At 40.7% G+C, this 26,755-nt stretch carries 18 protein-coding genes; 12 read left to right on the top strand and 6 right to left on the bottom strand.

Going from position 1 to position 26,755, the window contains the following annotated elements:
- Positions 1 to 3: 3 nt before the first annotated feature.
- Together FW778_RS19805 and FW778_RS19800 are read left to right on the top strand one after the other, a co-directional pair.
- On the top strand, positions 4 to 1,029 hold the full coding sequence (locus tag FW778_RS19805) for a sugar kinase (protein WP_150416597.1): 1,026 nt from the start codon (positions 4 to 6) through the stop codon (positions 1,027 to 1,029).
- Between the two features lie 90 nt (positions 1,030 to 1,119).
- The gene (locus FW778_RS19800; protein ID WP_150416596.1) at positions 1,120 to 1,785 is read left to right on the top strand and encodes a bifunctional 4-hydroxy-2-oxoglutarate aldolase/2-dehydro-3-deoxy-phosphogluconate aldolase; all 666 of its coding nucleotides are present in this window, start codon (positions 1,120 to 1,122) and stop codon (positions 1,783 to 1,785) included.
- Positions 1,786 to 2,412: 627 nt separating this feature from the next.
- On the opposite strand, the gene FW778_RS19795 is transcribed toward FW778_RS19800, so the two are convergent.
- Together FW778_RS19795 and FW778_RS19790 are read right to left on the bottom strand one after the other, a co-directional pair.
- On the bottom strand, positions 2,413 to 3,021 hold the full coding sequence (locus tag FW778_RS19795; RefSeq protein ID WP_150416595.1) for a DUF932 domain-containing protein: 609 nt from the start codon (positions 3,019 to 3,021) through the stop codon (positions 2,413 to 2,415).
- Between the two features lie 1,020 nt (positions 3,022 to 4,041).
- Positions 4,042 to 5,592, bottom strand: coding sequence for a lipase maturation factor family protein (locus FW778_RS19790; protein WP_235906492.1), 1,551 nt, complete (start codon positions 5,590 to 5,592; stop codon positions 4,042 to 4,044).
- Positions 5,593 to 5,834: 242 nt separating this feature from the next.
- Here FW778_RS19790 and FW778_RS19785 point away from each other — a divergent pair, with 242 nt between their 5' ends.
- Complete coding sequence (locus tag FW778_RS19785) at positions 5,835 to 6,899, top strand: hypothetical protein (protein ID WP_150416594.1); 1,065 nt, start codon at positions 5,835 to 5,837, stop codon at positions 6,897 to 6,899.
- 537 nt (positions 6,900 to 7,436) lie between these two features.
- Here FW778_RS19785 and FW778_RS19780 read toward each other — a convergent pair.
- From FW778_RS19780 to FW778_RS19770, 3 genes are all read right to left on the bottom strand, one after another.
- Positions 7,437 to 7,859: a hypothetical protein gene (locus FW778_RS19780; protein ID WP_150416593.1), complete on the bottom strand. Its 423-nt coding sequence runs from the start codon at positions 7,857 to 7,859 to the stop codon at positions 7,437 to 7,439.
- Positions 7,860 to 8,178: 319 nt separating this feature from the next.
- On the bottom strand, positions 8,179 to 8,514 hold the full coding sequence (locus FW778_RS19775; protein WP_150416592.1) for a DUF6804 family protein: 336 nt from the start codon (positions 8,512 to 8,514) through the stop codon (positions 8,179 to 8,181).
- A gap of 676 nt (positions 8,515 to 9,190) precedes the next feature.
- Positions 9,191 to 9,733 (bottom strand): cupin domain-containing protein, encoded by a 543-nt coding sequence (locus tag FW778_RS19770; RefSeq protein WP_150416591.1) that lies wholly within the window; start codon positions 9,731 to 9,733, stop codon positions 9,191 to 9,193.
- Positions 9,734 to 10,232: 499 nt separating this feature from the next.
- Here FW778_RS19770 and FW778_RS23635 point away from each other — a divergent pair, with 499 nt between their 5' ends.
- Together FW778_RS23635 and FW778_RS23800 are read left to right on the top strand one after the other, a co-directional pair.
- Positions 10,233 to 10,691 carry a DUF6266 family protein gene (locus FW778_RS23635; RefSeq protein ID WP_150416590.1) on the top strand — a complete coding sequence of 153 codons (459 nt, stop codon included), beginning with the start codon at positions 10,233 to 10,235 and terminating at the stop codon, positions 10,689 to 10,691.
- Positions 10,685 to 10,879: a DUF6266 family protein gene (locus FW778_RS23800; protein WP_150416589.1), complete on the top strand. Its 195-nt coding sequence runs from the start codon at positions 10,685 to 10,687 to the stop codon at positions 10,877 to 10,879. Before FW778_RS23635 ends, FW778_RS23800 begins: the two co-directional genes overlap by 7 nt.
- 197 nt (positions 10,880 to 11,076) lie before the next feature.
- Here FW778_RS23800 and FW778_RS19755 read toward each other — a convergent pair whose 3' ends face one another.
- Positions 11,077 to 11,277 carry a hypothetical protein gene (locus FW778_RS19755; RefSeq protein ID WP_150416588.1) on the bottom strand — a complete coding sequence of 67 codons (201 nt, stop codon included), beginning with the start codon at positions 11,275 to 11,277 and terminating at the stop codon, positions 11,077 to 11,079.
- Positions 11,278 to 11,325: 48 nt separating this feature from the next.
- Here FW778_RS19755 and FW778_RS19750 point away from each other — a divergent pair, with 48 nt between their 5' ends.
- The 7 genes from FW778_RS19750 to FW778_RS19720 all read left to right on the top strand — a co-directional run bounded on the left by FW778_RS19750 (position 11,326) and on the right by FW778_RS19720 (position 26,692).
- Positions 11,326 to 11,706 carry a HEPN domain-containing protein gene (locus FW778_RS19750; RefSeq protein ID WP_150416587.1) on the top strand — a complete coding sequence of 127 codons (381 nt, stop codon included), beginning with the start codon at positions 11,326 to 11,328 and terminating at the stop codon, positions 11,704 to 11,706.
- 732 nt (positions 11,707 to 12,438) lie between these two features.
- Positions 12,439 to 15,621 (top strand): SusC/RagA family TonB-linked outer membrane protein, encoded by a 3,183-nt coding sequence (locus tag FW778_RS19745; protein ID WP_202552378.1) that lies wholly within the window; start codon positions 12,439 to 12,441, stop codon positions 15,619 to 15,621.
- A 10-nt stretch (positions 15,622 to 15,631) separates the two neighbouring features.
- Complete coding sequence (locus FW778_RS19740; protein WP_150416585.1) at positions 15,632 to 17,365, top strand: RagB/SusD family nutrient uptake outer membrane protein; 1,734 nt, start codon at positions 15,632 to 15,634, stop codon at positions 17,363 to 17,365.
- 345 nt (positions 17,366 to 17,710) lie between these two features.
- Complete coding sequence (locus tag FW778_RS19735) at positions 17,711 to 19,723, top strand: glycoside hydrolase family 127 protein (RefSeq protein WP_150416584.1); 2,013 nt, start codon at positions 17,711 to 17,713, stop codon at positions 19,721 to 19,723.
- A gap of 71 nt (positions 19,724 to 19,794) precedes the next feature.
- Complete coding sequence (locus FW778_RS19730) at positions 19,795 to 22,665, top strand: glycosyl hydrolase (protein ID WP_150416583.1); 2,871 nt, start codon at positions 19,795 to 19,797, stop codon at positions 22,663 to 22,665.
- 261 nt (positions 22,666 to 22,926) lie between these two features.
- Entirely contained in the window at positions 22,927 to 24,954 is a 2,028-nt protein-coding gene (locus FW778_RS19725; RefSeq protein ID WP_150416582.1) for a LamG domain-containing protein, read from the top strand.
- Between the two features lie 64 nt (positions 24,955 to 25,018).
- Positions 25,019 to 26,692: a hypothetical protein gene (locus FW778_RS19720; RefSeq protein WP_150416581.1), complete on the top strand. Its 1,674-nt coding sequence runs from the start codon at positions 25,019 to 25,021 to the stop codon at positions 26,690 to 26,692.
- Positions 26,693 to 26,755 lie beyond the last annotated feature (63 nt).

Genomic DNA, 26,755 nt, shown 5'->3' with positions numbered 1-26,755 from the left:
ACAATGGCAAAAAAAGTTGTAACACTTGGAGAAATAATGCTTCGGTTATCTACTCCCGATTTTAAAAGATTCGTGCAAGCGGATACATTTGATGTGACCTATGGTGGCGGAGAAGCAAACGTAGCTGCAGCCCTTTGTAACTATGGATTACAGGGAACTTTCGTTTCCAAAGTGCCGGATAATCCAATAGGACAATCTGCAATAAATCACTTACGCCGTTATGGTGTAGATACGCAATTTGTTGCAAGAGGTGGAAAAAGATTAGGCATTTATTTTTTGGAAACAGGTGCGTCTATGCGTGCATCGCAAGTGGTATATGATCGTGCTGATGCGGCTATTTCAGAAGCTGAAATTAAAGACTTTGATTTTGATAAAATATTTGATGGCGCTTCATGGTTTCATACAACCGGGATAACACCTGCGTTAAGCGATAGTGCTGCGGCACTTACTGAAACAGCATTGAAAGCGGCAAAGGCTAAAGGAATTACTACGAGTATTGATCTTAATTATCGTAAAAAATTATGGAGCAAAGAAAAAGCTAAAGAAGTAATGACGAAGCTTTGTGCTTATGTTGATGTATGTATCGGCAACGAAGAAGATGCAGAAACAACATTAGGATTTAAAAGCAAAGGAACAGACGTAACCAAAGGCGAATTAAATCTTGATGGTTATAAAGATGTATTTCAACAGATGAAAGAAAAATTCAACTTCAAATACATTGCTTCTACATTAAGAGAAAGCCATAGTGCCTCAGATAACGGATGGAGCGCATTAGTATATGATGGCAATGAATTTTATCATACCAAACAATACGAAGTAAGAATTGTAGACCGCGTTGGAAGCGGTGATTCTTTTGCAAGCGGCTTTATCTATGGATTGGTTACTGAAATGGCAATGAAAGATGCTGCCGAATTCGGTGTTGCTGCTTCTGCATTGAAACATACTATCCCCGGAGATTTAAACCATGCTACATTAAGTGATGTAACAGGTTTGATGAAAGGAGATGCAAGCGGAAGAGTGCAGCGTTAAAAAAAGCGAACTGTTTACTTAAAAAATCAAAGCGACGCGGGTAACGATAAAAAATGACCGGGCGAGCTTTATGTTCAGAACTATAAGCGTATGGATAAAAAACATGAATTACTAAAACTGATTCCGGAACAGCGAGTCTTACCTCTCTATTTTTTCGAAGATACCGAAGTAAGCCTGCAGGTATTAAAAACCTTATACAAAGCAGGAATAAGAGCGGTTGAGTATACAAACCGAGGTAAAGCAGCCTTGGCGAACTTTCAACAGATGCGTGAAATGTGTACTTCCGAGCTACCTGGTATGTACCTGGGAATAGGCACTATAAAAAATGAAGTGGCTGCTAAAACCTTTATTGATGCAGGAGCAGATTTTATTATTTGCCCCGGTTTGATAGAAGAAGTTGCTTATTTAGCCGATAAAAATAACCTGCTTTGGATACCGGGATGTATGACTCCATCAGAAATTATCCGTGCAGAAAATTTAGGTGCAAGAATGATTAAGCTTTTCCCTGGAAACCTCCTGGGTGCTGAATTTATGAACGCAATAAAAGTCTTGTTTCCTGATTTATTATTTATCCCTACCGGAGGGGTAGATATTAATAGCGAAAATATTGGGGGATGGTTTAAGGCTGGGGTGTGTGCGGTAGGCCTGGGAAGTAAACTGATCAGTAAACAATTATTAGAAAAGAAAGATTATACAGGAATTGAGTTTCTTGTAAAAAAAATTATCGCGATGACAAAACAGTACGATAAAACATAATAGTAACGAAACAAAGAAAAGGCTCCTCGCATCAAGAATTCTTTTAAAATTAAATATTCATGATTTTCTCATAATAGTGTTGCAAACACATCCGGGGATTGTTTTTACTTTCCCTGCTTTTTAATTTGATGATGTATAAAGACCGGGACGTGCATCCCTAATTTTTTCCATAAGCTTCGATTACCAAAGTAATAACAGAGTTCTTCTGTTGAGCGATCATCGGATACAGTAAACACATTCTTCCACACTTACTTTTGCAGATCCTGCATGTCGTATGGGAAGTTTTAGCTTCTCAAGTTTTTATGTTGGACGAAAATAATTTTACCCTGGACCGGGATCAAAATAATTCCTGCAGCAGAACCTTTTATTGCAGTTCTTTTTATTCATTACGTCGGAAAGGATATAATGTAATCTTTAGGCGATAATTTACTGAGACTAAAATTGATGGGTAATTCGACAAAACAATCGCCAGGCTTCTTTATCCCTATTGTCAACAACCAATAACCCTGGCAACATAATCATCAATACAACCAAGCTGCCGCCCCATTTTTTACTCTTCATTATTTTGGGCGGCAGCTTTTTACCATTAAAAAAACAACGGCCAATAAAGGCCGTTGTTAATAAAGACTAATTTAAAAAAATGGAATCCCCCTTCATTGCAAAATCTTCACATAATTGAAATGCTTTTTGTGTCCGTAACTGACCGGTGCCGCCAAACAATAAAGATTTTAATTTGGCTTTCTCATTCTTGTAGATACGTACATTTTGAAAGTAACCAGTTAAGGCATTGTATGCACCGAATACCGTTCCCTTTGCCGTTGCCGTTTGTTGGGATGGCGCAGACTGCGTATACCCGTAAACGTTGTCAAATACATTTTTAAATGCGGTGGATAATTCATCCAGGTTGCCGGACTTAATATTGGTTAAAACTTCCTTATTGGGAACCATGGCCAGTTGAATTAACTGTTTCAATTTTTCATCAGTAATGCGAACCTTCGACCACCTGTTCAAGATGGCTCCGAGCTCATTGGAAAGCCGGTTAACAATTCCCATTACTTTGTGCGCCTCCTCCAGGTGTTCTTTTGCGTTTTGAGTATGACGTATTTTAATACTATTGGAACGATTACGAAGAGCGGCATTCAAAGTATTATTGCATATTATACGGATAGGGATAAACGCAGCAGTGATGCTTCCAAAGCCATCATGAGAAGTGGAAAGAAAAAGGTATTTTTCAATTACATAATCGCTGCCGCTGCTTTGTCATCTTTCAGTTGCCTGACAACCGCGTCTTTCGTGATTCTTCCTACGAGTTCCATAATTGTAAATTTTAAAATGATTAAATAATGTTTCTCCCATCTGTTCCGAAAAAAACTGTTTTTTAAAAGAAAAAATGGGAAAAAAGAAAGCTAAGTGTTAAAGCGGGCGTAAACGGGCAAAAGGAAACGGAATAAAGGAAGGCAATTCAGCGGGGCTCAGTGTGACAGGTGCAGCGCAGAATTTGTGTTTATGCCGGAAGCTTTTGGCTACCTGATTTATCCTTGATAATACGCCCGCTAACTTCGCTTTCGCGTTTGACCCATTTGTTTTAGAAAACTGTAGCAATCTGTAGCCGTTTTATTTTCTTTTCAAACAGGGCATGTAGTGGCAACATTCTTGAACAGGTGTTTGCAACAAAACTCAATAGATGTGGAGAATCCGGTAAGCCGGAAAAGATAAGATGCGTTTATGCTTTCACGTTATAAATTTTACAGTTGGCCTTTTGATACCGTCCGGGTTTTTCGCAAACAGTTATGCACTGAATTGTGAGTGCAGGAGAATGCAGGATTCCATTGCCGATGCTACATGTCTTTCACCGAAAGAAAGATTTTTTTATTGATAAAGAAATTATCCTCAGGTATAATAATTCTTTTTCAAATTTCCTAGTAAGTTATTCAGTTGATAAGTGGAATAAAAATATGGGCATATTATGAAAGTTTTTATCTTTGAAGAGACAAAACCCTCAAGTGATTCTTTGACAAAATAATATTCTTGCGTAATTCATGAGTTTGCTTTTTGAAATTTCGTAAAACACTGTAAATTATTTAATTATCAGTAGGGTTCGACTCCCTGCAGCTCCACTTTTTTACAATTCAAAAGAAATCAAAAGCCCGCAAACTCAGTGTTTGCGGGCTTTTTGGTTTTTAAGACTGTCACAATGTTCATTTAAGCGCTTATAAATCGTGAGTAATTTATGAGTTCGGCCATTTGCGAGGTGTTTTACGGGAGCCATTCATTACGTTGCAGGTAATCTTTAAGAAGCACATCATTGACCGACATTGCCGGGATCCATTCGCCGAGCCGCTCACGGATCCACCAAAGTCCATCCGGGTTTCCCGGTGCTGCAAACGAATAGCGATACAAAACCGCCCGAATATATTTAGGAGGCTTTTCCGGGAAGGGATTGTTTGCAAATAAACTCAAAGTGCCTCTATCGTTATGCAGCAATTTCCAAACAAGATTCAGCGTCCATGGATAATCATCAGGAGTATCCATTGCGGCAAACCACATTTGCCAATCCAAATGAAGTTGGTAAGGAGCTATTTGCGGAGGTCGTTTGTCGGGCATAACGGGCAGTGCTTTGTATAGATACGGTTTCCATTGTGCATTATTATTTGTGGTATCGTTACTCGTTCCTTCGAACACAACATTTAAACGTTCCTGTCCAACCGTTCCGAAGGCACCATAAGTATTCACAAGTTCGAAAGGATCAAAAGAGCCGTTCATGATCTGACGGGGAGATAAGATATTGAAGGCAGGCTGGATGCTAAGCAGCCCAATCACTATTGTTACAGCCCATGCGGTAATAAACATAGGTCGGGATGGCTGTTCGTTTGCAGCAGCAGTTTCTGCTTTACGAACAAGCTTTTGTGGAAGAACCTTTGACCAGAATCCATCATCAAAACCAGCCAATGCCGGAAGGATGGTAAGCCAATTGAAAAAGGAAAGGTTGCCGCTAATGATAAGGATGAGTTGGAAAAGTATTATCACCGATGCAGCAATATGACGTGCAAGTCTTGGCCAAAAGACAAATAACGGAGCTGCCAACTCAGCTAGAAAGTTGAACCACACACCAATTTTCAAAACAGCCCGTGGTAAAAAATTGAACCAACGGCTAAAAGGTCCGGGCAATGGTTGCGTTTCAAAATGATAATAAAGTGCCGTGCCGTTGCGCCAGATTTTATCACCGCGTAACTTAATAAGACCTGCGCCCAGCATGATGCGGAAGATAAGCCAGCGAAACAAAACAATAATTGGCAATGGCGGTGCACGACCTGGAAATGGTCGCATGTCAATAAGCGGGCAAAGAAATATAGCTAGAAACCCGGTCTCGAGTAATTGAATTTCCCACCCGTATCCATACCATTCCTGGCCAGCATGAACTATCGACATGTCCAGCAACCACAATACAGTAAGTATAGGCGCATTAGCAAAGCCAGCGGTTACAATTAAGGAAAGAATAAACCCTGTCCACGCTACTGTTAACAGTGCGGTATCTGATTGGAAAAACCAAAATAGTGATGGAAGCCTGATAAATCCTGCACTTGTCGATCCGAGCGCTTCACGGACCTGTTTAAAATAAATGCCCACCGGTAGAAGGCCATTTGAGCCAATGAGCGGAAGCAACTGGTTAATAGCAACAAGAAATGCAATAGCATAAATAACACCCAGTAAACGCAGAATCATAAAACGGGTCAGCCAATAAGTTAGGCGCATAGGCTCCGCAATCGCCGGTTGAATTTCAGTATCCGTTTCGTTTATTGGCTCCACTATCCATATTTTATTTCCGGAGTATTAACGCTGTTTTTACTGCTATAAAATTATGATGAATTAATATATTCTTCATTCCAAATTGCGCCTTTCAAGCTTGAAATAATTTGAAGTTTTTGAGAGAAGTAACACCATGGAAATTTAAATGATATTAGTTTCTGAGTTTCAATAGATGCTGAAAGTTGAATAAATATAATTTTTCGGTGCTTTCATCGTTGTAAACACCGAATAATCTGTTTATTATGAAAAAACTATTCGCTCTTTCAGGCTTTATGCTATTTATTTCAGCCGTCTATGCGCAACGGGTGGATCTTGACCGCTTTAATTTCAGCGTGTCGTACCGCGACTTTCCGGAGAATCCTTTACCTGAAGCCTATAAAACTTATAATGTGCGGCTGGAAGCATCACCTTCTCTTGGGCTCGGTTATTCAGTACTAAACCTGGAGAATAATATCCTGGTAGAAGGGTTAAGAAAAGTACAAGGTACCGGGCATGTTACCGTCCTGCTGATGATGGATGATCTGGTGTTTGACAGACCCGAATCCATCGAAAGAATAAACACCTCAAGAGACAAACAAGGGAGGGAAATAAGAACATCTTTCTTCGCTACGCAACTTACTTATTCTTTCGCCGCCAGGATGTCTGTTTATGACTATAAAGGCAATACCCTTGTCAGCAATAAAATATTATTTGACCGGGGCAATAAAATGACTTTTAAAACCCCTGAGTCAAATTCACCACAAGAGGCTTCAACCTATTATAATAACAAGTTCAATGATGTAAGGTCGTCTATTGCCGTGCAGCTTACAGCAACCGTAGTTACCCAAGCCAATCAATGGCTGAATAACGAATATGGTTTTCCTGCGAGGCGGGTAAATGATATTTTGTGGATATTAAATAATAAACGCCATAAAGCTTACGGTGACCAGCAGAAAGCCTGGAACGATTTCAAAAACGTGGTTGTACTTATGAACGAAAATGAACCGCTGGATAAAGTAAAGCTTAAGATGCAACCGGTTATCGATTATTTTGAAAAAGTAAAACGTCAATACATCTCGACCGATAAAGAGGACAGGAAAATGAGGTATGCTAGTTACTACAACCTGGCTAAGATCTATCTCTATCTGGACGAACCGGAGAAGGCGATGGTAGAAGCTGATGCGCTTGCTATGAACGACTTTGATGAAAGAGACGGCAAAATGCTGCACGAGGCGGCAGCGCTGCTGGCGGATAAACTTCGAAAAAATAATGCAGACAGCAGGCACTTTGCGGTCAATGTAAGTGATTATGCTTCCCCGGTGGATTAATAAACCTAACGATTGGCCGGTCGTCTGGATAGTAACTGTTGGTTAATGAATCTGATTTTTTCGTGTAGGCATAACGGTTATTAATAACTCACAGTTTGGGCTCCTTCCAAGAAATTAACTTAAACTTATAGGGGGCAAGATCTTTTAAACTTACGACATTCATCAATTTATCCTTCAGTATTTTAATTGGGATTTTGATTTTGTTAAATCTTAAACTTAATAAAGTAATTTCTTAATAAGTATTTAGACGCATGTGGCTGGTTTTGGGCCGCGGCGTTTTCTTGTGGCCTTTTTTATACTTGCGTACGGGTTTGAGTGGTGCCGTTGAGCAACTCAAATTTTTTATCAATGTGCGTTGATGGTGAGTAATGATTTTGTCGGATTAATTAATAGTATTGAAAGTACGTATGAGGGAAGGATTCATTGTTGACGCTCCACGGCCATGCATTTATACCGTCCGGGAATTTAAAATTTCGTCTGTTCATAACCGTTGTCAAACCTGCCGGCGGGCTGGTTTATAATTAAAGATTCAGGTTACTATTGCGGTTGAGCAAAGTTCCCTCTACCGGGCACTATTGATGAAGTAAGCTTGCTGATTTTGGCAAGAGAAAATGCTCCAATTCCCATTACGATATCACGAACAGCAACATCTAAATAATTTCCACTTGCTAATAAAGTAATTGCGATTAATGTTAACCAGGCTGAAACAATATATCCTCCGATTATTGGTTTGGCCAGTACGATCAAACCTGCGATAACTTCAATTACTCCAACTATCATCATGAAAGTATGTGGTGTAAATGGAATTAAATGTGCAATGCCAGGGTTAAGATAATTTTCCCATTGTGTTAACAAGTCGGTGAATTTGTCAATTCCTGCAACAATTGAAACAATGCCAAATGTGTACTTTAATAAATGGAATGTTGGTTTAAGCTCTTGATTTAAATTAGCGACTGCCATCTTGATTTATTTAGATTGTGTTTGATAATATAGCCATACCATATTGGAGTGTCATTCAATCAAAAAGGTTACAAAAGGTTTTGTTTCTGTAATTAACGGGGTGATTTTTTTGAGTCCGGGCCGAGACTTCTTCGGGAAAGCCGGGGTGCGCAAAACAAAAAACGAAAGTCCTGCGCAGGCTGAAACTGATAGTAATGTGTCACGCTATTTAACAATTTTTTGCTTGTGTTAGTGGGTGCTCAAATGATTTGCAAAAGAACTGAATATGCACAAAGCTAATTAGCAATTTTCAGCCAAGGCCCGGCTTGGCTATTTCTGTTTACGCCCGGGTTTTCTCATATTCCAGCCATTCGTATACTATTATTATGGTGATAATGACAGCTACTAAATAGTCAATTGAATGCCAGGTTTCTTTTTGCAACCAATTCTTCTTAAAGGGATTAAAAAGAAGTGCAGATGCACTGTAAAAAATCAGGAGCCCGGTCTTTTTATTTTTGCAAGAGGTAAAAACGAAGTAAGTAAATGTAGTCATGATAAACCATCTCATTATGATGTAATAACTATATTGGTGAGGTATCGCCGCTCCAATTACGAGAGCGATGACAATGCCAAATGCAACCAATGACTTTGCTATTTGTGAATATGTGGTATTCATGATTCTGAGTTATTTGTTCACCCTTTTAGTAGAAACTGAGGAGCCTCAGCTTAACCAAAAGATGTCTGATGGAATTCATTCTGAATAGCCGGATTGTACCTTTGACTTGATTTAACAATAAAAAAAGCCCGGTAATATTTTTTCCTCCATCCTTATACTGAATGTCCCTATATCTTCGCTTAATCTTTCAGGTTAGATGCTGTTCCGGCTTTTGCATTTTCATACTTCAGGCAACAGATTGCTGTCCCGTGCTTTAAATTTGCAATTCAGAAATTACGACTTGTGTATTTTCGAAATTCCCAGGTATTGATTCTATCATTTCTTTAAATTCGAAGCAACAGGCAGATACTTTTAGTTTCCAATTGGAGTCGATTTCTATATCGGGACGCCTGCCATGACAGGGCACATTTATTTAAAATCTTCCAGATCATATTTTCGGTATCCCCAGGCACATTGACAATTAGGGTTATAATTACCAATTATCTTACGAAGGTCAAGTTAAGAAATTAAATTTATCTTATAAAAAGTTTCATTTGAATGGCAAACCAGCCTGCGTATTAATATTTCTGAAGAAATCTCCGCGCTGTGCAGATAAGTACGGTGTTTTTTTAATGCCCCATCATCAGTATGATAATTAATCTGGTATGTTCCGTTTATTGATGTTTGATTGATTGAGTTATGACAAGGGGCTTAAATCATACCGTTTAATAATTTCTTCTGCGCCATATGGATCGATAATAAGGCCGTACTTTTTAGCTGTTTCTTTAAGTCTATCAATCTGAGGCGGCTTTCCGGGTTGTAGGAAAGGAGCTATTTCAGCAAAATAACATTCAAAGTTTCCAGGTGTAATCACCTCGATAAAGCGCACCACCTCTGTTCCCGAATTCCAAAAAGTATGAAAAAATCCCCTTGGTTTTACGATATACTGTCCAGGACCTGCAGTTTGAACATTCCCGTTTTGGAATACGGAAAGCTCACCCTCAAGTATATACGATATTTCGTCTTCATGGGTATGTTTATGCATGGGGGATCCGATACTTCTAGCCTCCAGGGTGTGTTCTACTATTGCAGCAGACCCGCTTACTGATTCACTTAGCACTTTATAGGTAGTGCCCAATGCGCGAAAAAAAACTGATTGATTTACTTGCACTTTATTGTTACCATTATTTGCCGGCATCATAATGAATAAATTGATAGGTTCAAATGATAAAGTTAGCATCTTTGGGAATATTGCGCGATAGCATAGGGGTATTTTGGATGAGGTAAATAAAAGTATTGCTTTGGATTGGCATTCACTTTGACCCGCCCCGACATTTGAAAAACGAAATATACAGCGTATGAAATTTAATGATTTGTATAAAATGGAAACCTTTCGGAGAGTTTTTCAATTTACAGGGTATCACGTTAGTAACAGCTGGCCTATACGAAGAGGAGCTGCATTGTTATTTTGAATTTGTTTACAATATCGTTCTCTCTGATCAATTTCCTTTTTCCTACCTCTTTCATCTCCCTGCACAATAATTAATCAATACCTGCGTTTAATAGTGACCGGAGAATAAATAGTAAGCGGATGGTATTTGGCCGGTATTTGTTCGGTCTTAACACCGAAAATTGAGTTACCACTTGGTATCTATTCATTAAATCACTTGGGGAATTGGCTGGTTAGGAAACAGGAATAAAGCGGTAAACAAAAATTATTTTCATTAAAAATAAATAATATGGCAGAAATAAGACAAGGAATATTGGGCGGCTTTACCGGAAGAGTAGGCCCCGTATCCGGCTTTAGAAGAAATGGCCGTGACCTTATGCGCAGTGCCACCAGCACAGTAACGGACAAGCCTACCCCGGCACGGGTGGCCCAGCGTGAAAAAGTGAAAGTTTGCAATGCGTTCATCAACGCGTTTTCCGGAACGGGCATCTTTCGCAAAACGTTTCCTGATCCTAACCACGGCGGCTCTGGTTACAATCGGGCCATGAAGGTTTTAATGAACAGTGCCTTAGCAGGCCGGTATCCTCATTACGAAATACTATACGATAAGTTTCTTATCTCCAAAGGCGAACTGCCCGTTGCTGAAAATGCGGCGGTAACTTTAGATGCTGGCGGTAACTTTGTCTTTGCTGGACAGATAACTCAACTGATGGTACCGCCAAAACCAATGACAAGACTGTATTGGTAGCATGGTTCCCGGAGAAGCAAACACAACTGGCATGGTCGCTGGATGCTGCAGAAAGGGCAGCCGGTACGGCTACTCTTACAATACCTGGTGAGAATAAAGGTGCCGTTGCAGAAACATGGATAGGTTTTGTTAGTGCAGACGGGCAGATCGCTTCCAACAGCGTGTATACGGGACGGCTGGAAGTGTGAGGATTTTATTCTGCCAACTTAAATTACAAAAAATTAAAATGATTCATTACTGTGAAGGGTATTCGAACTATTTTGGAGTAGAGCGTAGGTGCAACCGAAATATCTGCATGGAAAAAATTATCTCAATGAATTACATCCACGTTCAACAAAGATAAACCCCCAAAGAGTTAGCAATCACGTTCGTTAGGTGGCGGCCGCTATTTTTTTCCCATCGTCTTTTCCAGCAAAGCAATCTTCTCATCCTTCTCTTTCAATAAAACCTGGTAAAGCTTTTTGTTTTCTCCTACCCGCTCAATGTATTTATCAAGCAGGTTTATGTTTAAAGTACAATTAGTATTAGAAACAGATGCATTATCATGAAAAGTACTGGATATAACGTTTATTGCAGAACTGTTCATCAAAATTCTTAGTAGCTTCCGCAGGTATCTTTAAAACGAAATAAAGAGTTGCTTACAGAAGGCACAAATAAAATAGCAGAATTTTTAGCCTCTGCTGATTTGTACCTGTTAAGAAAACAAAGAAATATGGCGGGCTTTATGTTGCACCGGGCTGGCGAGCAGGCTTTGCATACCATGTTTCTTATTACCACGGGCATGTACCTGAACACGCACAGTATTGGTAATTTATTGCGTTATTGCTCCATGGTATATTACCGCCTTCCTGATATTTTTCCCGGGAACAATGAAAAGAACGAACGTTTATTCCGGCTTTTGCAAAAAGCGTATACAGGTAGGCGTTATGATATTGATTATTCTATCGGCATGCAGGACCTGGAAGTGTTAAAGAAAAGGGTGGAGGAATTGAAAGGACTGTCGGACAGGTTATAATACTTTTTTTAATTGCTTAGGCCCTCCACTATAAAGCCCTTCTATTTCCATTACCTCCATTACCACCGCCTTTACGAAGCGATCAAAGATGACAACAGGATCGATCCGATCCTTATTAGTTTGTATATGGCGCTTTTTCAGTTGTATAATTAAACCGCTTTTGTAATCCCATAAACATTACGCGGGCTTCCGTGATGGACACGGCCAAAATAAGCGGACTGGCAACCTGCCATAAATTTATTAAAGACCTGCTGAATTTGTATATAGTCAGTATATGCCGTCATTTAACCCTGATGTTTGCAGCAGGGTTTTTTTGTTGAAGGTTTGAGATGATTCAAATGTTGTTAACAAAGCAGACTTTGTTCCTTTAGGTGGCGGCGAAGATTGTGATAAGTATTGTTAATACTGCGCCTGAAATGGTTATTCGCATTCTTTTAATGAAATGCAAAGGACTGGTCATAAGAAGCCCGATATTATTAAATGCAATAAAGCCATCGGTACGAGTTTGTATGTAGCATGGCAATAAATTAGAGATAGCGGAATAGTATAGACGCACGCCTCACATTATCGGCTTTAAACATGACTTTCTTATAAATTAGGAGTTGACTAAAGTGAAAAAATAAACCAATTTTTTCCAGTATTTACCAGATTTTATCCAAAGGCAGATAATATAAATTAATATTACTATTATTGATATATAAACTTACCAATAACTTAAAAAAACAGATGTTTATGAAAAAGTCAATATTCCTAAACGTTGGCGTCCTGCTACTGGCTATTTTCTTATTCTCTACGTCCGGTATGGCGCAGAGAAAAATAACGGGATTTGTACAGGATGCCACGACCAACTTGCCATTGGATGGAGCAACTGTTTCAATTCAGAACAGTCAAACTAATACTCTGTCAAAAGAAGGGGGCAAATTTGAAATTACGGCACCTAACGGTCGGAGTATTCTTTCGATTTCTTTTGTAGGTTATGAAACGCGAACGATTACGGTCGGAACAAGTTCGAACAATGTGGTTATAAAGCTGAGCCCGTCGGCGGCCAGCGCATTAAATGAAGTAGTAGTGGTGGGATATGGTACAAAAAAGAAGGTAGATTTAACCGGAGCTATTTCTACTGTTTCTTCTAAAGAAATTGAATCGCGGCCGATCGCCAGTACCCAACAGGCATTGCAGGGGTTGGTTCCTAACCTTAATATTACAGTTTCGGATCAGGGCGGTGAGCCCGGCGGTTCTATGAAAATGAATATCAGGGGGCTACAATCTTTTAGTGGAAGTAATGCACCTTATGTGCTGGTGGATGGTGTTCCGATGGATATAAATAGCATTGATCCCAACACCATTGAATCCATATCGGTTCTAAAAGATGCTGCTTCAGCTGCGATTTACGGAGCGCGTGCAGCTTATGGTGTTATCCTGATAACCACAAAATCGGGGAAAAATAATAACAGGGGTGCGAATATTTCCTATACAGCAAACATGGACATGGCAAAGCCTGTGAAATGGCCTAAACTGGTTGGGGCTATGGATTTTGCACTTGCTATGAACGACGCAGCAAAAAATGTTGGCGGGTCTCCCTGGTATAATGCCGATGCCCTGGATCGGTTGGCCAAGAACATAGCCAATCCCGGAAGTGCTCCAACTATGTATGGTAATGCTAACGGACAAACCTGGAACATTGGATCAGAAGGGCTTGGTGCAGCAGCTAATACAGATTGGTATGATATTTTTTTCAAGAAATTTGCTACGCATCAAAGTCACAGCCTGAGTGTATCAGGTTCCAATGAAAAGGTTGATTATTATTTATCGGCAGGATTGTACAATGATCAGGGATTGCTGAGATATGGTCATGAAAGTTTTGACCGGTATAATTTCAATGGAAAAATAAATGTAAAGGCTACTTCCTGGGCTAAGGTTTCAGTTTTGTTCAAATACAATTACGGTCAGCAACTTTTTCCATGGCAACTTGGTCTTGGCCGGGGTCGTATCTATGATATGATGACCAAAATAAAACCAACCATGCCGGCAAAGTATCCCGGTACAGATATTTGGACCCTGGAAAGCAGAATTGAAGAGTGGCAGGCAGACAGGGATAATACTACCACCAGAAATATGATTATTTCACCCAGGATCATAATTGAACCCATCAAAGGATGGGTGACGAATTTGGACTTTAATTACACGCAAAATAATGACCAGGAGGTATTTTTGGCTAAGCAGTATTTCTGGGTTCAACCCAATGGTCAATTGGCCGCTGGAAATGCTCAGGCTAATACCACATACAATCCCAATATAAATACTAATTCATATTTGTCGCCAAATCTTTATACAAGTTATACGCGAAGCTTTGGAAAACATAACCTGGCAATAATGGCGGGCTATCAGCAGGAAGCATACAATTACTTTGACTTATCGGGAACGGCCGGTTATCTGCTGAGTGATAACGTTCCTTCAGTCAGTACAGCCGTTGGAACAAAAACCATTTCAGATGCTATCGGACACTGGGCTACCCAGAGTGCATTCGGAAGGCTGAATTACAATTACGACGATAAATACTTGTTGGAGGCCAACGTTCGGGCCGACGGATCTTCACGATTTGAGCCAGGTAAACAATGGGGAACATTTCCTTCTGTGTCTGGCGGATGGGTGGCTTCAAAGGAAAAATTTTTCCCATTGAAAAACGAGATCAATTTTTTCAAGGTTAGGGCTTCCTATGGTGCACTTGGAAACCAGAATGTAGACAATTATCTCTATGTCCCTACTTTACCAATCTCTCAGAGCAATTATCTGTTTGGTGGTGATCGGCTGTGGACTGTGGGGACTCCTAACCTGTCCAGTGTCAATTTAACATGGGAAAAAGTGAATACGACGGATCTCGGGACGGATTTCAGTTTGCTGAAAAATCATTTGTCCGGTTCCTTCGACTGGTATCAAACATATACAACCAACCTGGTTGGTCCGGGTAGTGCGGTTCCTGCCCTGTTGGGAACTGGCGTACCAAAGCAAAACGATGGAGAAGTTAGAACCCGGGGATTTGAACTGGAATTTAGCTGGAAGGATCATGTAGGCAATTTTTACTATGAAGTTGGAGGCAATTTGTCTAATAACCGGAGTGTAGTGACAAAATACAATAACCCCAACAAGATTTTGAGTACGTATTACGAAGGGGAAGTGCTGGGTGAATTATGGGGCTATAAAACAGCTGGCCTGTTCCAGACGACTGATGAGGTTACAAAATGGGTTGATCAAAGTTATATATATAATGGTAAATGGAATCCGGGTGATGTGAAATATGTGGATCTGAACGGGGATAAAAAGATCGGCATTGGAACAAATACCTTAGCTGATCATGGCGACAAGACAATCATTGGAAATACACTTCCACAATACTTGTATGCTTTTCACGCCGGTGCCTCATGGAAAGGAATTGACTTGTACGTTTTATTCCAGGGGGTCGCCAAGCAAACCCTTTGGCTTGCCGATTTATATAATGGAGCAATTTTCAGGGGACCGGCAAATGGCCCATTTCACGCAATGGTTTATCAGGGACAGATGGATTACTGGCGCGATGCTTCCAGCCCATTGGGAGCAAACCCTAATGCTTATTACCCTGCACCGTATTCTGTATATGATGGAGCTAATCACAAGAATTACGGGAACCCTACTGATCGCTACTCCCCAAGCGGGGCATATCTACGTTTAAAGAATCTCAGGTTAGGATATACAATTCCTGAGAAAATTTCTCAAAAGGCGCTCATTTCACATGCACAGATTTATCTATCAGGAGAAAACCTGTTGGTTTTTTCAAAATTTAAGCTTTTAGATCCTGAGGAAGTTGGGGGAAGAAACGGAGATGGTAGAACCTATCCATTGTCAAAATCTTATTCTTTGGGATTAAATATAAACTTCTAAAATTCTGAAAATGAAAAAAATATTATTTGTACTCTTATTACTAGGGATAGTTCTTAATTCCTGTAAAAAAGATTTACTGAATAAAAGTCCCCAGGACCAGATATCAGATCCGGCATTCTGGAAATCGGACGGAGACCTCCAATTGTATATCAACAATTTATACAGTCAGTTTCCAGGATGGAATGTTACAGGCGAAGGGGGTACTCCGCTGTTGGACGCTGGCACTGATGTAGCAATTGCCACGGGGTTGTTTCAAACCACCAAAAATCGTCTGGACGGTGTTATAAACGTTCCTTCTACCGGAGGGGGATGGAGTTGGCAGAACGTTCGGGCAGCCAATTATTTTCTTGATAATATCGACAGGGTTCCCGAGGGCGGAAAGAAAAATCAATATATTGGCGAAGGTTACTTTTTCAGGGCGTGGGCTTATTTTACACTGCTTAAGCAATTTGGTGACTTACCGATTGTAACCAAGTCTCTTACTACGGCAGATCACGATATCTTATATGGTACCCGCAGTTCAAGAACCGATGTTGTTAACTTCATTGTTAAAGATCTGGATACAGCTATTTCAAAAATGGGAGATAAATCTTCCGCTGGAGCAAATCGGATTAACAGGGATGTAGCCCTGGCTTTTGAAGCAAGAGTATGCCTGTATGAAGGTACATGGGAAAAGTATCATGCAAATGACGCTTTTAAAGGAACTACTAACGGTACCGCCTTCCTCACAAAGGCAGCGCAAGCTGCTAAAGCGGTTATGGATGGTGCAAATTACTCTCTTTCCACAGGTGATCCGCACCAGGCTTATTATGAACTTTTTAATAAAGTTAAAACTGAACTCAGCAATAACCCTGAAGTAATGCTATATAGAAGTTATGATAGAGCAGCTTATGGTGATGATTTCGGAAATGAAGTTTGGAACTGGCCGAATGGTTCAGGCATTACCAAAGATATGGTGGATATGTATCTTTGCTCTGATGGTAAGCCAATATCACTTAGCCCGCTTTACCAGGGCGATCATGATATACGACAGATAATCCAAAACCGGGACCCGAGGCTGGTCCAAACGGTTATGAATCCCGGCGATCCGATTACCATTAGTTTGACAGGTGACACAACCAAATTTGTCGTGCCTCAAATGATCAATCAGCAGGGGGATCCAACAGGATATGATTCACAGAAATTCCGCCAGCCGCACCTTGACCCTGCCACCGGGCTTTATAGTACTGATCTGGCATATATCATATTTCGTTATGCCGAGGTTTTGCTAAATTATGCTGAAGCCAGGGCTGAATTGGGACAATTAACCCAGGATGATATTGATATGACGATTAATAAATTAAGAGACAGAGTTGGAATGCCGCATTTAACGTTGAGTTCAATACCCGTTGATCCGGCATGGCCGGATTATGGGTATTCTTTACCAGATTATCTTTATGAAATCAGGCGGGAACGCGAAGTGGAATTATTTTCTGAAGGATTCCGTTATGATGACCTGATGCGCTGGAAAGCAGATAGGCTTTTTGTTGGCAAAAGACCTAAGGGAGCCTATTATACAGCTGAGTTGAAATCTGCATGGCCGAACTTAGTTACTGATGCCAATAATTATATTGATCCATATTTGAAAGTTCTTAGCGGGGCTAGCGGGACATGGGGATTTAATCCTAACAAGAATTATCTGATGCCAATTCCAACCAATGAATTGACGTTGAATCCAAATTTGAAACAGAATCCTGGTTGGTAAAATAAAACAATTGTTTTTTTTATGATTTAATCAATAATCTCATGATTTCAAAGCAATGCCTAAGTCATCAATATATACTTAGGGTTAGCTTTATTTTGTTTTATTTATTTTGAAATGAAAATGTGTTGCCACCAAAGGTCATTTGAAGGAGGCACGTATATGAACATTTTTTCCAGATTTTTTGGCACATGACAGAAAAAGTTATGAATATTTTATTCTGAAAATTTTTTACCGATTTGAACATCCGGAGGTTTCAATTTTTAAGGGAGCAACAAAAATAATTAATAAGTCTTCAAAGGCTCTTTATTATTAAGGAAACCCTGTTTTATGAAAATCTAATAAATCATGAAAAAGGAATTCTTTATTTTGATGGCTGGATTTTTTATGCTTGCATTCACTGTTGGGTTAAAAGAAGGACAATATTTGGTCAACGGGCAAGGTATAATACCGGGGAACTCTATTGAAGAGGTTTCCTTTCAGCATGTGACCATTACCGATAAATTCTGGCGGCCGAAAATTGATAATAACCGGTTAGCCGGTATCAGGTCTGCCTTAAAGGAAGCTTCCCATGACATAGATAATTTTGATATTGCTGCTGGAAAAAAGAAAGGAAAACATGCCGGTAGTGGAGGTAGTGATTCAAACGTATTTAAAATAATCCAGGGTGCCGCATATTCACTAAATGATACACCTGATAAGGCACTGAAAGCAACCATTGACTCCCTTATTGACAGGATTGTGGCCGCCCAGCAACCGGACGGGTATCTTTCAACCTACTGGACAGTGAATGACCTTTCAAAGAGGTGGTCAGACATTGCCAGTGGACACGAGTTATATTGTGCCGGCCACCTGTTTGAGGCGGCTGCAGCTTATTACCAGGTGACAGGTAAAAGGAAATTATTGGATGCTGCTATTCGTTATGCCGACTTGATTTATTCGACATTTGGGCACCATAAGCGGCTGGAGGTGCCGGGACATGAAGAAATTGAACTGGCCCTTTATAAACTATACAAAGTAACCGGAGAGGAAAAATACCTTGAATTGTCTTCTTATTTTGTTGACGAACGTGGTGATCCCGGGAGGATGGCAGCAGATAGAATCACTCCTCCTGATCATGATCCTAATGCAAATACACCACATCGCTGGCGGCCACCTTCCTATATGCAGGACCACCTTCCAGTGACGCAGCAGTTTTATGCTGTAGGACACGCTGTACGTGCTACCTATCTATATACTGCTATGGCAGATCTTTCCATGGAAACTAAAAGTAGTAAATACCTTCCCCCCATGGATTCTATCTGGAATGATATTGTTGGTAAAAAATTGTATATCACCGGTGGTATTGGCACCAGGCAGTTTCACAACGAGGGATTTGGTTCAGCCTACCTGCTTCCCAATGACCAGGCATATTGTGAAACCTGTTCCAGTATTGGATTTATTTTTTGGAACAGGAAAATGAGCCTGTTGACTGGAGATGCTAAATATGCTGACTTACTGGAGCTTACTATGTATAATGCAGCAATAGCTGGCGTATCATTAAGTGGTGACAGGTTCTTCTATACTAATCCCCTTGAATCGAAAGGAAAGACAATGAGGCAACCCTGGGATGATCCTCCCTGTTGTCCCACCAATATGGTTCGGTTTCTACCGGAAATAGGGTCCACTATTTATGGTAAGAGGGATAAAGAAATTTTTATAAATCAGTTTATCGCAAATGAAGCAAACATCCACATAGGAAACCAGGATATCTCTCTAAAAATGGATACCGATTATCCCTGGGAAGGTTCCGTTAGCCTGGAGATTGACCCCGAAACTCCGGTGGACATTGCCTTGCATATCCGGATTCCCGGATGGGCGCGGGGCGAATTACTGCCGGACGGCCTCTATCATTATGTTGGAAATGAAACCAATCCCGGGAAGGAAATAATCCTGAAAGTAAATGGAAGAACAATACAAAAAATTGAACTGGAAAAAGGGTATGCCGTCATTAAAAGAAAATGGAAAAAAGGGGATAAGGTGGAACTGGATTTGCCCATGCTAATAAGGCTGGTAGCGGGGAATACCAAGCTTAAGGATACACATGGTAAATTAGTTATCATGCGCGGCCCTCTTGTTTATTGTATTGAAGAAACAGATAATAAGCTCTATTTTGAAAATGATAAAGATGCATATATGGTTTCTTCAGCTTTAAAGGTAAAATACAGAAATGATTTGCTGGATGGTGTTGTGACTATTGAGGGGACTGCTTTCGAACCGACGAAAAAAAGTAAGGTTGATATTACGGCCATCCCCTATTATGCCTGGTGCAACCGGGAATTGGGGCAAATGAAAGTCTGGTTGCCGTTTCAGTTGAAGTAAAAATCGTGCGATGGGAATTCAATGATGCAGAATGGTATTAATTCAGCACAAAAAAATATAGTAAAGTGATTATGAAAAATAGATTAATTCGCTTGAGTAAATTAATAATGATCCTTTTGGTAACCACAGCTTTATTAACGCAGTGTAATACAGAAAAGCTTACCAAAGAAAAACCAGAAGATAGTTTTGTAAACCCTCCAATAGCGAACCGGCCACTCGCATATTGGCCCTGGCTAAATGGATTTGTGGATACAGCTAAAATGGTTTATGAGCTGGAACAAATGAAAGAAAAAGGCATGGGGGGAGCATTTATATGGGATGTTGGTGCAATAGCTGATCCTGATAAAGTCGTTCCTGCAGGGCCTGCATTTCTCGGATCAGAATCACTTGGATATATATCCCTTGCTTTGAGAACAGTTAAAAGGCTGGGCCTTGACCTTGGGATGTGTGTTTCCAGCAGTTGGAATGCCGGGGGACCCTGGATTGGGCAGGCTGACGCAAGTAAAGAGCTTCTAAGTGTGTCCCAAATGGTTACAGGGCCGTTGAAGAAAAGGATCGCTATCGGACGACCTAAAACAAGGCGGGGAGGAAATGAGTCCTATTCTTTGATAACATCAATGGCAATCCCCTACTCCGGCTCAAAGGTGATTGATTATTCCATGGCTAAAATAATCCCCCTGGATGAATTTACAACCGGAGATAAGTTTATTGACTGGGACGTTCCTGACGGGAAATGGGATATTATCTCTTTTTTTATGTGCAATACCGGTCAAAACCTGGAATGCCCAAGTCCAAACTCTAATGGATTGATTATTGACCATTTGAGCGGAAGGGCGACAAAGAGAGATTTCGATAGTGTCCTTGCAAGACTGGCTACCGTAAGTACGCCGGAAAATCATTTAAACTTTCTTGAGCTCGACAGTTATGAAGTTTGGCCGGCCAAAGACTGGACTCCTGGGTTTGTACAGGAATTTAAAACCCGCTATGGATACGATCCGAAACCATTCCTGCCCGTCCTAGAAGGATATAGAAGTAAGGATAGTGTAATTGGGCAGCGGTTTTTGGGTGATTATAATCGCCTGGTAAGCGATATGATAATTGAAAATCATTTTGGCCAATCTGTTGATATTGCACATAAGAATGGAATGAACATGTTTACCGAAGCGGGGCACGGAGGTTATGCCAGGGTTGACCCGTTAAAGGGGCTTGGAAATTCTGATGTACCTATGGGAGAATTCTGGAACAGGAAACAATTTTGGGTTACCAAAGAAGCTGCAAGTGCAGCTCATATATATGGGAAAAATGTAGTAGCCTCAGAATCGCTTACCGGGTGGCAGAATTGGCAACAAGGACCAACCGATTTTAAGCAGCTATGTGATATAGCATTCTGTGCGGGTCTTAACCAGATCGTTTTTCACAATTTTGCTCATAATCCGAGAATAGCCGGAAAACCAGGATTCGCTTATCATGCAGGTGAGCATATCAACGTGAATGCAACCTGGTGGGACATGTCCAGGCCGTTTATGGATTATCTAAGCAGATGTTCCTATATGCTAAGACAGGGAAACTTTGTCGGAGATGTGTGCCTTTATTATGGCGACCAGGCGCCCAACCTGGTTCCCACAAGGCGTATTGATCCGAATATTGTTCCATTATATGATGATAACCACTGCCTTCATTGTGGTCAACTCAAACCGGTTGATCCGGGAAAATTACCAGGATACGATTATGATTACATTAATGTCGATATTATAACCTCGAAACTAAAGGTGGAAAAAGGGCAGTTGGTTCTGCCTTCAGGGCAAAGCTATAAGATGATGCAGATCCCCGACCGGGAAGATATATCCCTGGAAGTATTAAAAAAGCTCGATACGCTGGTTTATGAAGGGGCCATTATTATTGGTCCAAAGCCCAGGAGGGCAACGAGTTTGAAAAATTATCCTGCATGTGATGAACAGGTCAAATCCATTGCAGATAAAATGTGGGGAGCATGTGACAGCAGGAAGATACTGTCAAACAAATATGGTAAAGGAACCATTTACTGGGGAAAGACAGTACAACAGGTACTTGACGAACAGAATATACCGCCGGATATGCAGGTCATCGGGGTGGATAATTCCGACAGGCACATTGATTATATTCATCGTAAGACCGAAACACAAGACATCTATTTTATCTCAAACAGTAAACCTGCGGCGGAAAAAGTAACCTGTGTCTTCAGGGTAGATAAAAAGATGATTCCTGAATTGTGGGATGCCGAAACCGGATTAATTCAGCGGGAAGTGGAATATTCAAAAGTGAAAAATGGGATAAGTATTGATTTCATAATGGATCCATTGGCATCAAGATTTGTGGTATTCAAAAACAAATCAACAGGGAAGAATGATGCTGGTTTAAACTATGATTTACAATTTGGGTTTGATAAAAAACAGAAGGCGGCAGAAAACCATAAGCTGATAGATATCAGCAAGGGTTGGACTTTGAAGTTCGATACTTCAATGGGAGGGCCGGCATCTTACCAACTGGACAGCTTGCAAAGCTGGTCAGATATCAATAACGAAGGAATTAAGTATTATTCTGGTACTGCAAGTTATGAAAAGGATTTTTATGTGGGTAAAGATGCTTTAACCAAAGGAACAGAAGCATTTGTGGTATTTGACGATATACAGGAGATGGCACAGGTTTTTGTGAATGGGCAGGATTGCGGTATTGTATGGACTCCTCCTTATAAAGCTGACATTACAAAATACCTCAGAGCAGGTTCAAATCATATAACTGTGAGAGTAGTAAATACCTGGAATAACAGGATTGTTGGTGATTTGAGAAACCCGGATAAAAAGCAATATACAAGGACCAATATTAAATATAAATTCAAAGCCGAAAGCCCATTGTTGAAATCAGGTTTAATTGGCACAGCTAAAATATTCTTTTCTAAAAAGTAACATTATTAGTTAATAGAATGAAGAAAATCAGTTGAAAATATAATAGAGAAATGGGATGAATAAGACAAGATTATTGCTCAATATAATGTCGCACTTGAGGTATTTTAAACTGAGATGCTCAGCCGCTTCCCACAAAAATATCATCATTTAAACCGATGATTTAGGATGCAATAAGTTTTCCTGTTAGAAAATGTTCGAATTTAAATGCCACGAGGAAGTTTGCAAAAGGAATATTTTTAAAAGTTCAATTTATACCTAATTATGAAACAAATCTTCAAATACCTAATTATTTTGCTGCTCGCCACGCTGACGGGGCAGCAAACTATTCAGGCCCAGGCACCCGTCATGAAATGGGATTTTGAAACAGTAAGGAACCGGAGTGTGATTGAAGAATTGACAAATATCTCAGATACCATTGAAGGGAACTTTGAATGGGCAGAAGGGGTGAGCGGAAAAGGAATACGCCTTGATGGATTTACAACCCGGATTGTCCGCCAAAGTAAGGATATCACTAAGCCAGGTAGAGCGTTCACGATTGAGGCATGGGTTGCTTTGGGCGAATATCCCCTAAATTGGTGTCCGGTAATCACAACTGAATCTGATGAAGTTAAGGGATATCGCCTGATGATCGGGCCTTACGGCCAGGTTTCTTTTGAAACAGCTATTAGTGAGCAATGGATTTCATGTACAAGTGCCGATGAAGCAGTGCCACTCAGAAAATGGATGCACATCACTGGCGTTTATACCGCTAAAAAAGAATTGGCACTATATATAAATGGTGGGCTTGTGTCCTCCCAGGTAATAAAAGGAGCGTTAACATTTCCTTCAAAAGCCAGTTGTATTCTTGGAATGGTAGCCGTTCCCGGGCGACCCAGCAATACCATCAGAACATGGGGAACCGTTGAAGCTTACTATGGACTGGATGGAATTGTTGATGATATTAATGTGTTTAGTACAGCATTGACTGCCAATCAGGTCAAAAATAATTTTATGAAGGTTAAGTCTGTTGTTCCGGATATTAAACCACGCAGGCTGCCTGCAATTGAAAAGAACCCGGGCCATTTTGGAGCCTATTATACCAAATTGAAATACTATCCCGGGTGGGATAATCTTTGGCCTGTTGATCAGGATCCTGATATTGTTGTCTGTTTTGACAATAATCCAACTAAGTTTATTTTCTGGAGAGGAACCAGGTATGGACCTGCCTGGGTTTCTGAAAATGAAAATTGGATGGCAGATCAAAGCCTTGAAACCTGGGGAAATGGGAAAAATGACATTGAAGGATGTTTCGAACACATGCAGGACCGTCATTGTCGTTTTTCTCATGTTAGAATTATTGAAAATAATGAAGCCAGAGCAGTTGTGCACTGGCGTTATGCCCTGGTCAGTTCTCACGATCATACCTGGATGCCCGATCCCAAAACAGGTTGGGAGTGCTGGGTAGATGAATATTACTACATTTACCCTGATGGTTCTGCCATTAGAAAAGTTTCGTGGAATAAAGGGACAACGGGTCGAGCAATACAATACCAGGAATCACTACCTCTGACACAACCCGGTCAGCAAAGCAAAGATGTGATCTGGAATGATTATGTCCATATTGCAGACTATAAATACAATAAAATTGCTGTTTCTGTCGATCAGGGCAAGAAGTCAGCCAGCTGGACCGAAAAATACACTATTCAGCAATTTAATTTCAAATCAGAAAACAAACCTTATATCTGTTTTGAACCATGTAACGAAATGTGGGTAAGGTGGATTGATGGTGGATATAATCATTTCCCTGTAAATCAGGCTCGAAGTGATGGGAGATGGGCAAAAGAAACAGATCGCCCTACCCATTTCATGAGTTCACCGTGTTCAGATCCAGTTATTCACGAGAGCGGAAATCGTCTGTTTTGGATGGGTCTTTACGGCATGAATAATATGAACATGGATGAATTGATAAGTTTCGGGCGTTCATGGGCTTATGCACCTGCCCTTTCTCTTTCTGGGAATGGAACTATTTCAAAAGGTTACGATAAAACTCAGCGTTGCTACCAATTGGAGAACCAAAATTCCAAAGTTTCATCCGTTGAATTGACCCTTATGGGTAGTAACGATTCTCCTATTATTAATCCGGCAATTGTTGTGAAAAACTGGAATTCAAATGGGGCAAAGATTTTGGTTAACGGGAAAGAAAATGGAAAATATAAAGCTGGAATTAACCATCAACTTGATGGTGACGAACTGGTTCTGTATATCCCTTTAAAATCAGAGGTGCCGGTAAAGATTACTATTTTACCCTGATTACTATGTATTATTAGTTTTTAGTAGAATTAAATAAAATGGAAAGGAAATAAATATAAATCTTATGACAAAAAAAATGATCGTAAAAGTATTTTTAGTTCTTAATCTTATTATTTTGCTTACATCTTTTGCCTCGGCGCAAAAGGCATCTGACGAAAGCAAAATAAAAAAGGGAAATGTTGGCGGTTATATGATTGCGCAGACAGAGAAGGTTGATCAATCATATAATGCAGGTTACTCAATGTATGTGGCTGCCTATCCTTTACTGAAGAAGTATCCAGGTAGGAGTTTTCAATCGGGCCTTTTTGGTACTTGGATGCATCCACAATACGACCGGCCTTTACCGGTGGATAAATTATATACCGATATCGAGGGTGGGCTTGGATGGTGGCGCGATACTGAGTATGCAACAGAAACTCCAAAATTTATCATGGGCGGAGTACAGCGCGACTTTGTCGGATGGGCTAATGGTCCTGGAGCCGGGCAAGGAAGAGACTGGAGCAAGCCAAAAGGCAAATATGGTGTGGCACAACTGAGTCCGTGGTTATTGTGGCCTCCTGATGGATTGAACCTAAAGCAGGGCACCTGCGGTGAATTATTCGGCAGTGGCTATCTGCCCTTGCCGCTCACCGAACCGAAATCAAAAACTGCTGGTGAGGATATTATTACCGGCAATCAGTGCTGGACGTTGTTTCTTAATACTGGCAACTTTAAAGGACCCGTTGCATTTTTTACCCCTTATTTCTGGACCCAGGCATCAGTTGATGACCAGCAACTTAATGGATTATTTCTGGACCAACGCCCTTCACTGGCCAATAAGCCATTCCAGATGGAAACGCAGCATATCCATTCTTTTGAAGCCACTGACTCTAAAGGACAAACTTACGCACGTATAGCTCCCACACAGTATCCTGTCGGACCTGATGGTAATTCGAATTTGTTGCATCGTCTGATGGTTTATAACAAGAAGGCCCTCTGGAACAAGGTTGATGCCTGGTTTCAAGGTGGCCTTCCGGCTGATGGTACCATTGATCTGGAAGGGGCTACCATGCAGAAGTTCAAAAAGGGAGTTCGGTCAAACTGGAAGTTATATGCAGACAATGTTCCCAAGGATAAGTTGGCCTTAATGAATATCACTTCTTATATGGATGCAAATGTTACCGATACAGCAACTTTAAGGGTGAGATGGGAAGGTGCAATTATTACCCACAGAAAAACAAATAACGGTTCTTTGGTAACTCTTCCTGAATATTACAAACTGGTAAAAAACGGAAATGATGAAGTTGGTCAATGGATAGCTGTGGCACCGGAAGAAGTGCCGGCAGAAACCCGACTTCACAATGTTGATTTTAGTAATTCCGACAAAAGAATTCCCATTGCCTATATCACTCCCAAGGAGAAGGAAAGTTGCTGGAAAACCCCTGGTCCGGTAGCCGGGCCATTTGAGGCGAAACTGGGTGACGGCAGCGTCGTAACCTACTATTGGTACCGATTTGCCGACCAGCCTGCTTTACTCAACGCTGATTTGACAAAAGATGAGCGTGAAGAAATGCAAAGGCGGGTGGAATTGCTTCACAGGCACTGGAAAAAGGACCGTGAATACCTTCCTTCTCCTTTTATCGGGAAATTGGCAGATATTGACCCTGCGCTGATTGTAACTCCGCCCAAAGGCCTGGAATTTGGATATGTCCCGATCGTCACGCAACAGGGGTTGAAAAAGCTGAACCATGGCATGTAGAATCTGCCGGATTGCTGGGGTCTGTTCGATTGATGCCATCAGTTTAGCTTAATGTGATAAAGT

It is taken from the genome of Ginsengibacter hankyongi (assembly GCF_008710285.1).
Classification (GTDB): domain Bacteria; phylum Bacteroidota; class Bacteroidia; order Chitinophagales; family Chitinophagaceae; genus Ginsengibacter; species Ginsengibacter hankyongi.
The sequence above is the reverse complement of the archived record's forward strand: the minus strand, read 5'-3'. Positions and strand labels throughout refer to the sequence as shown.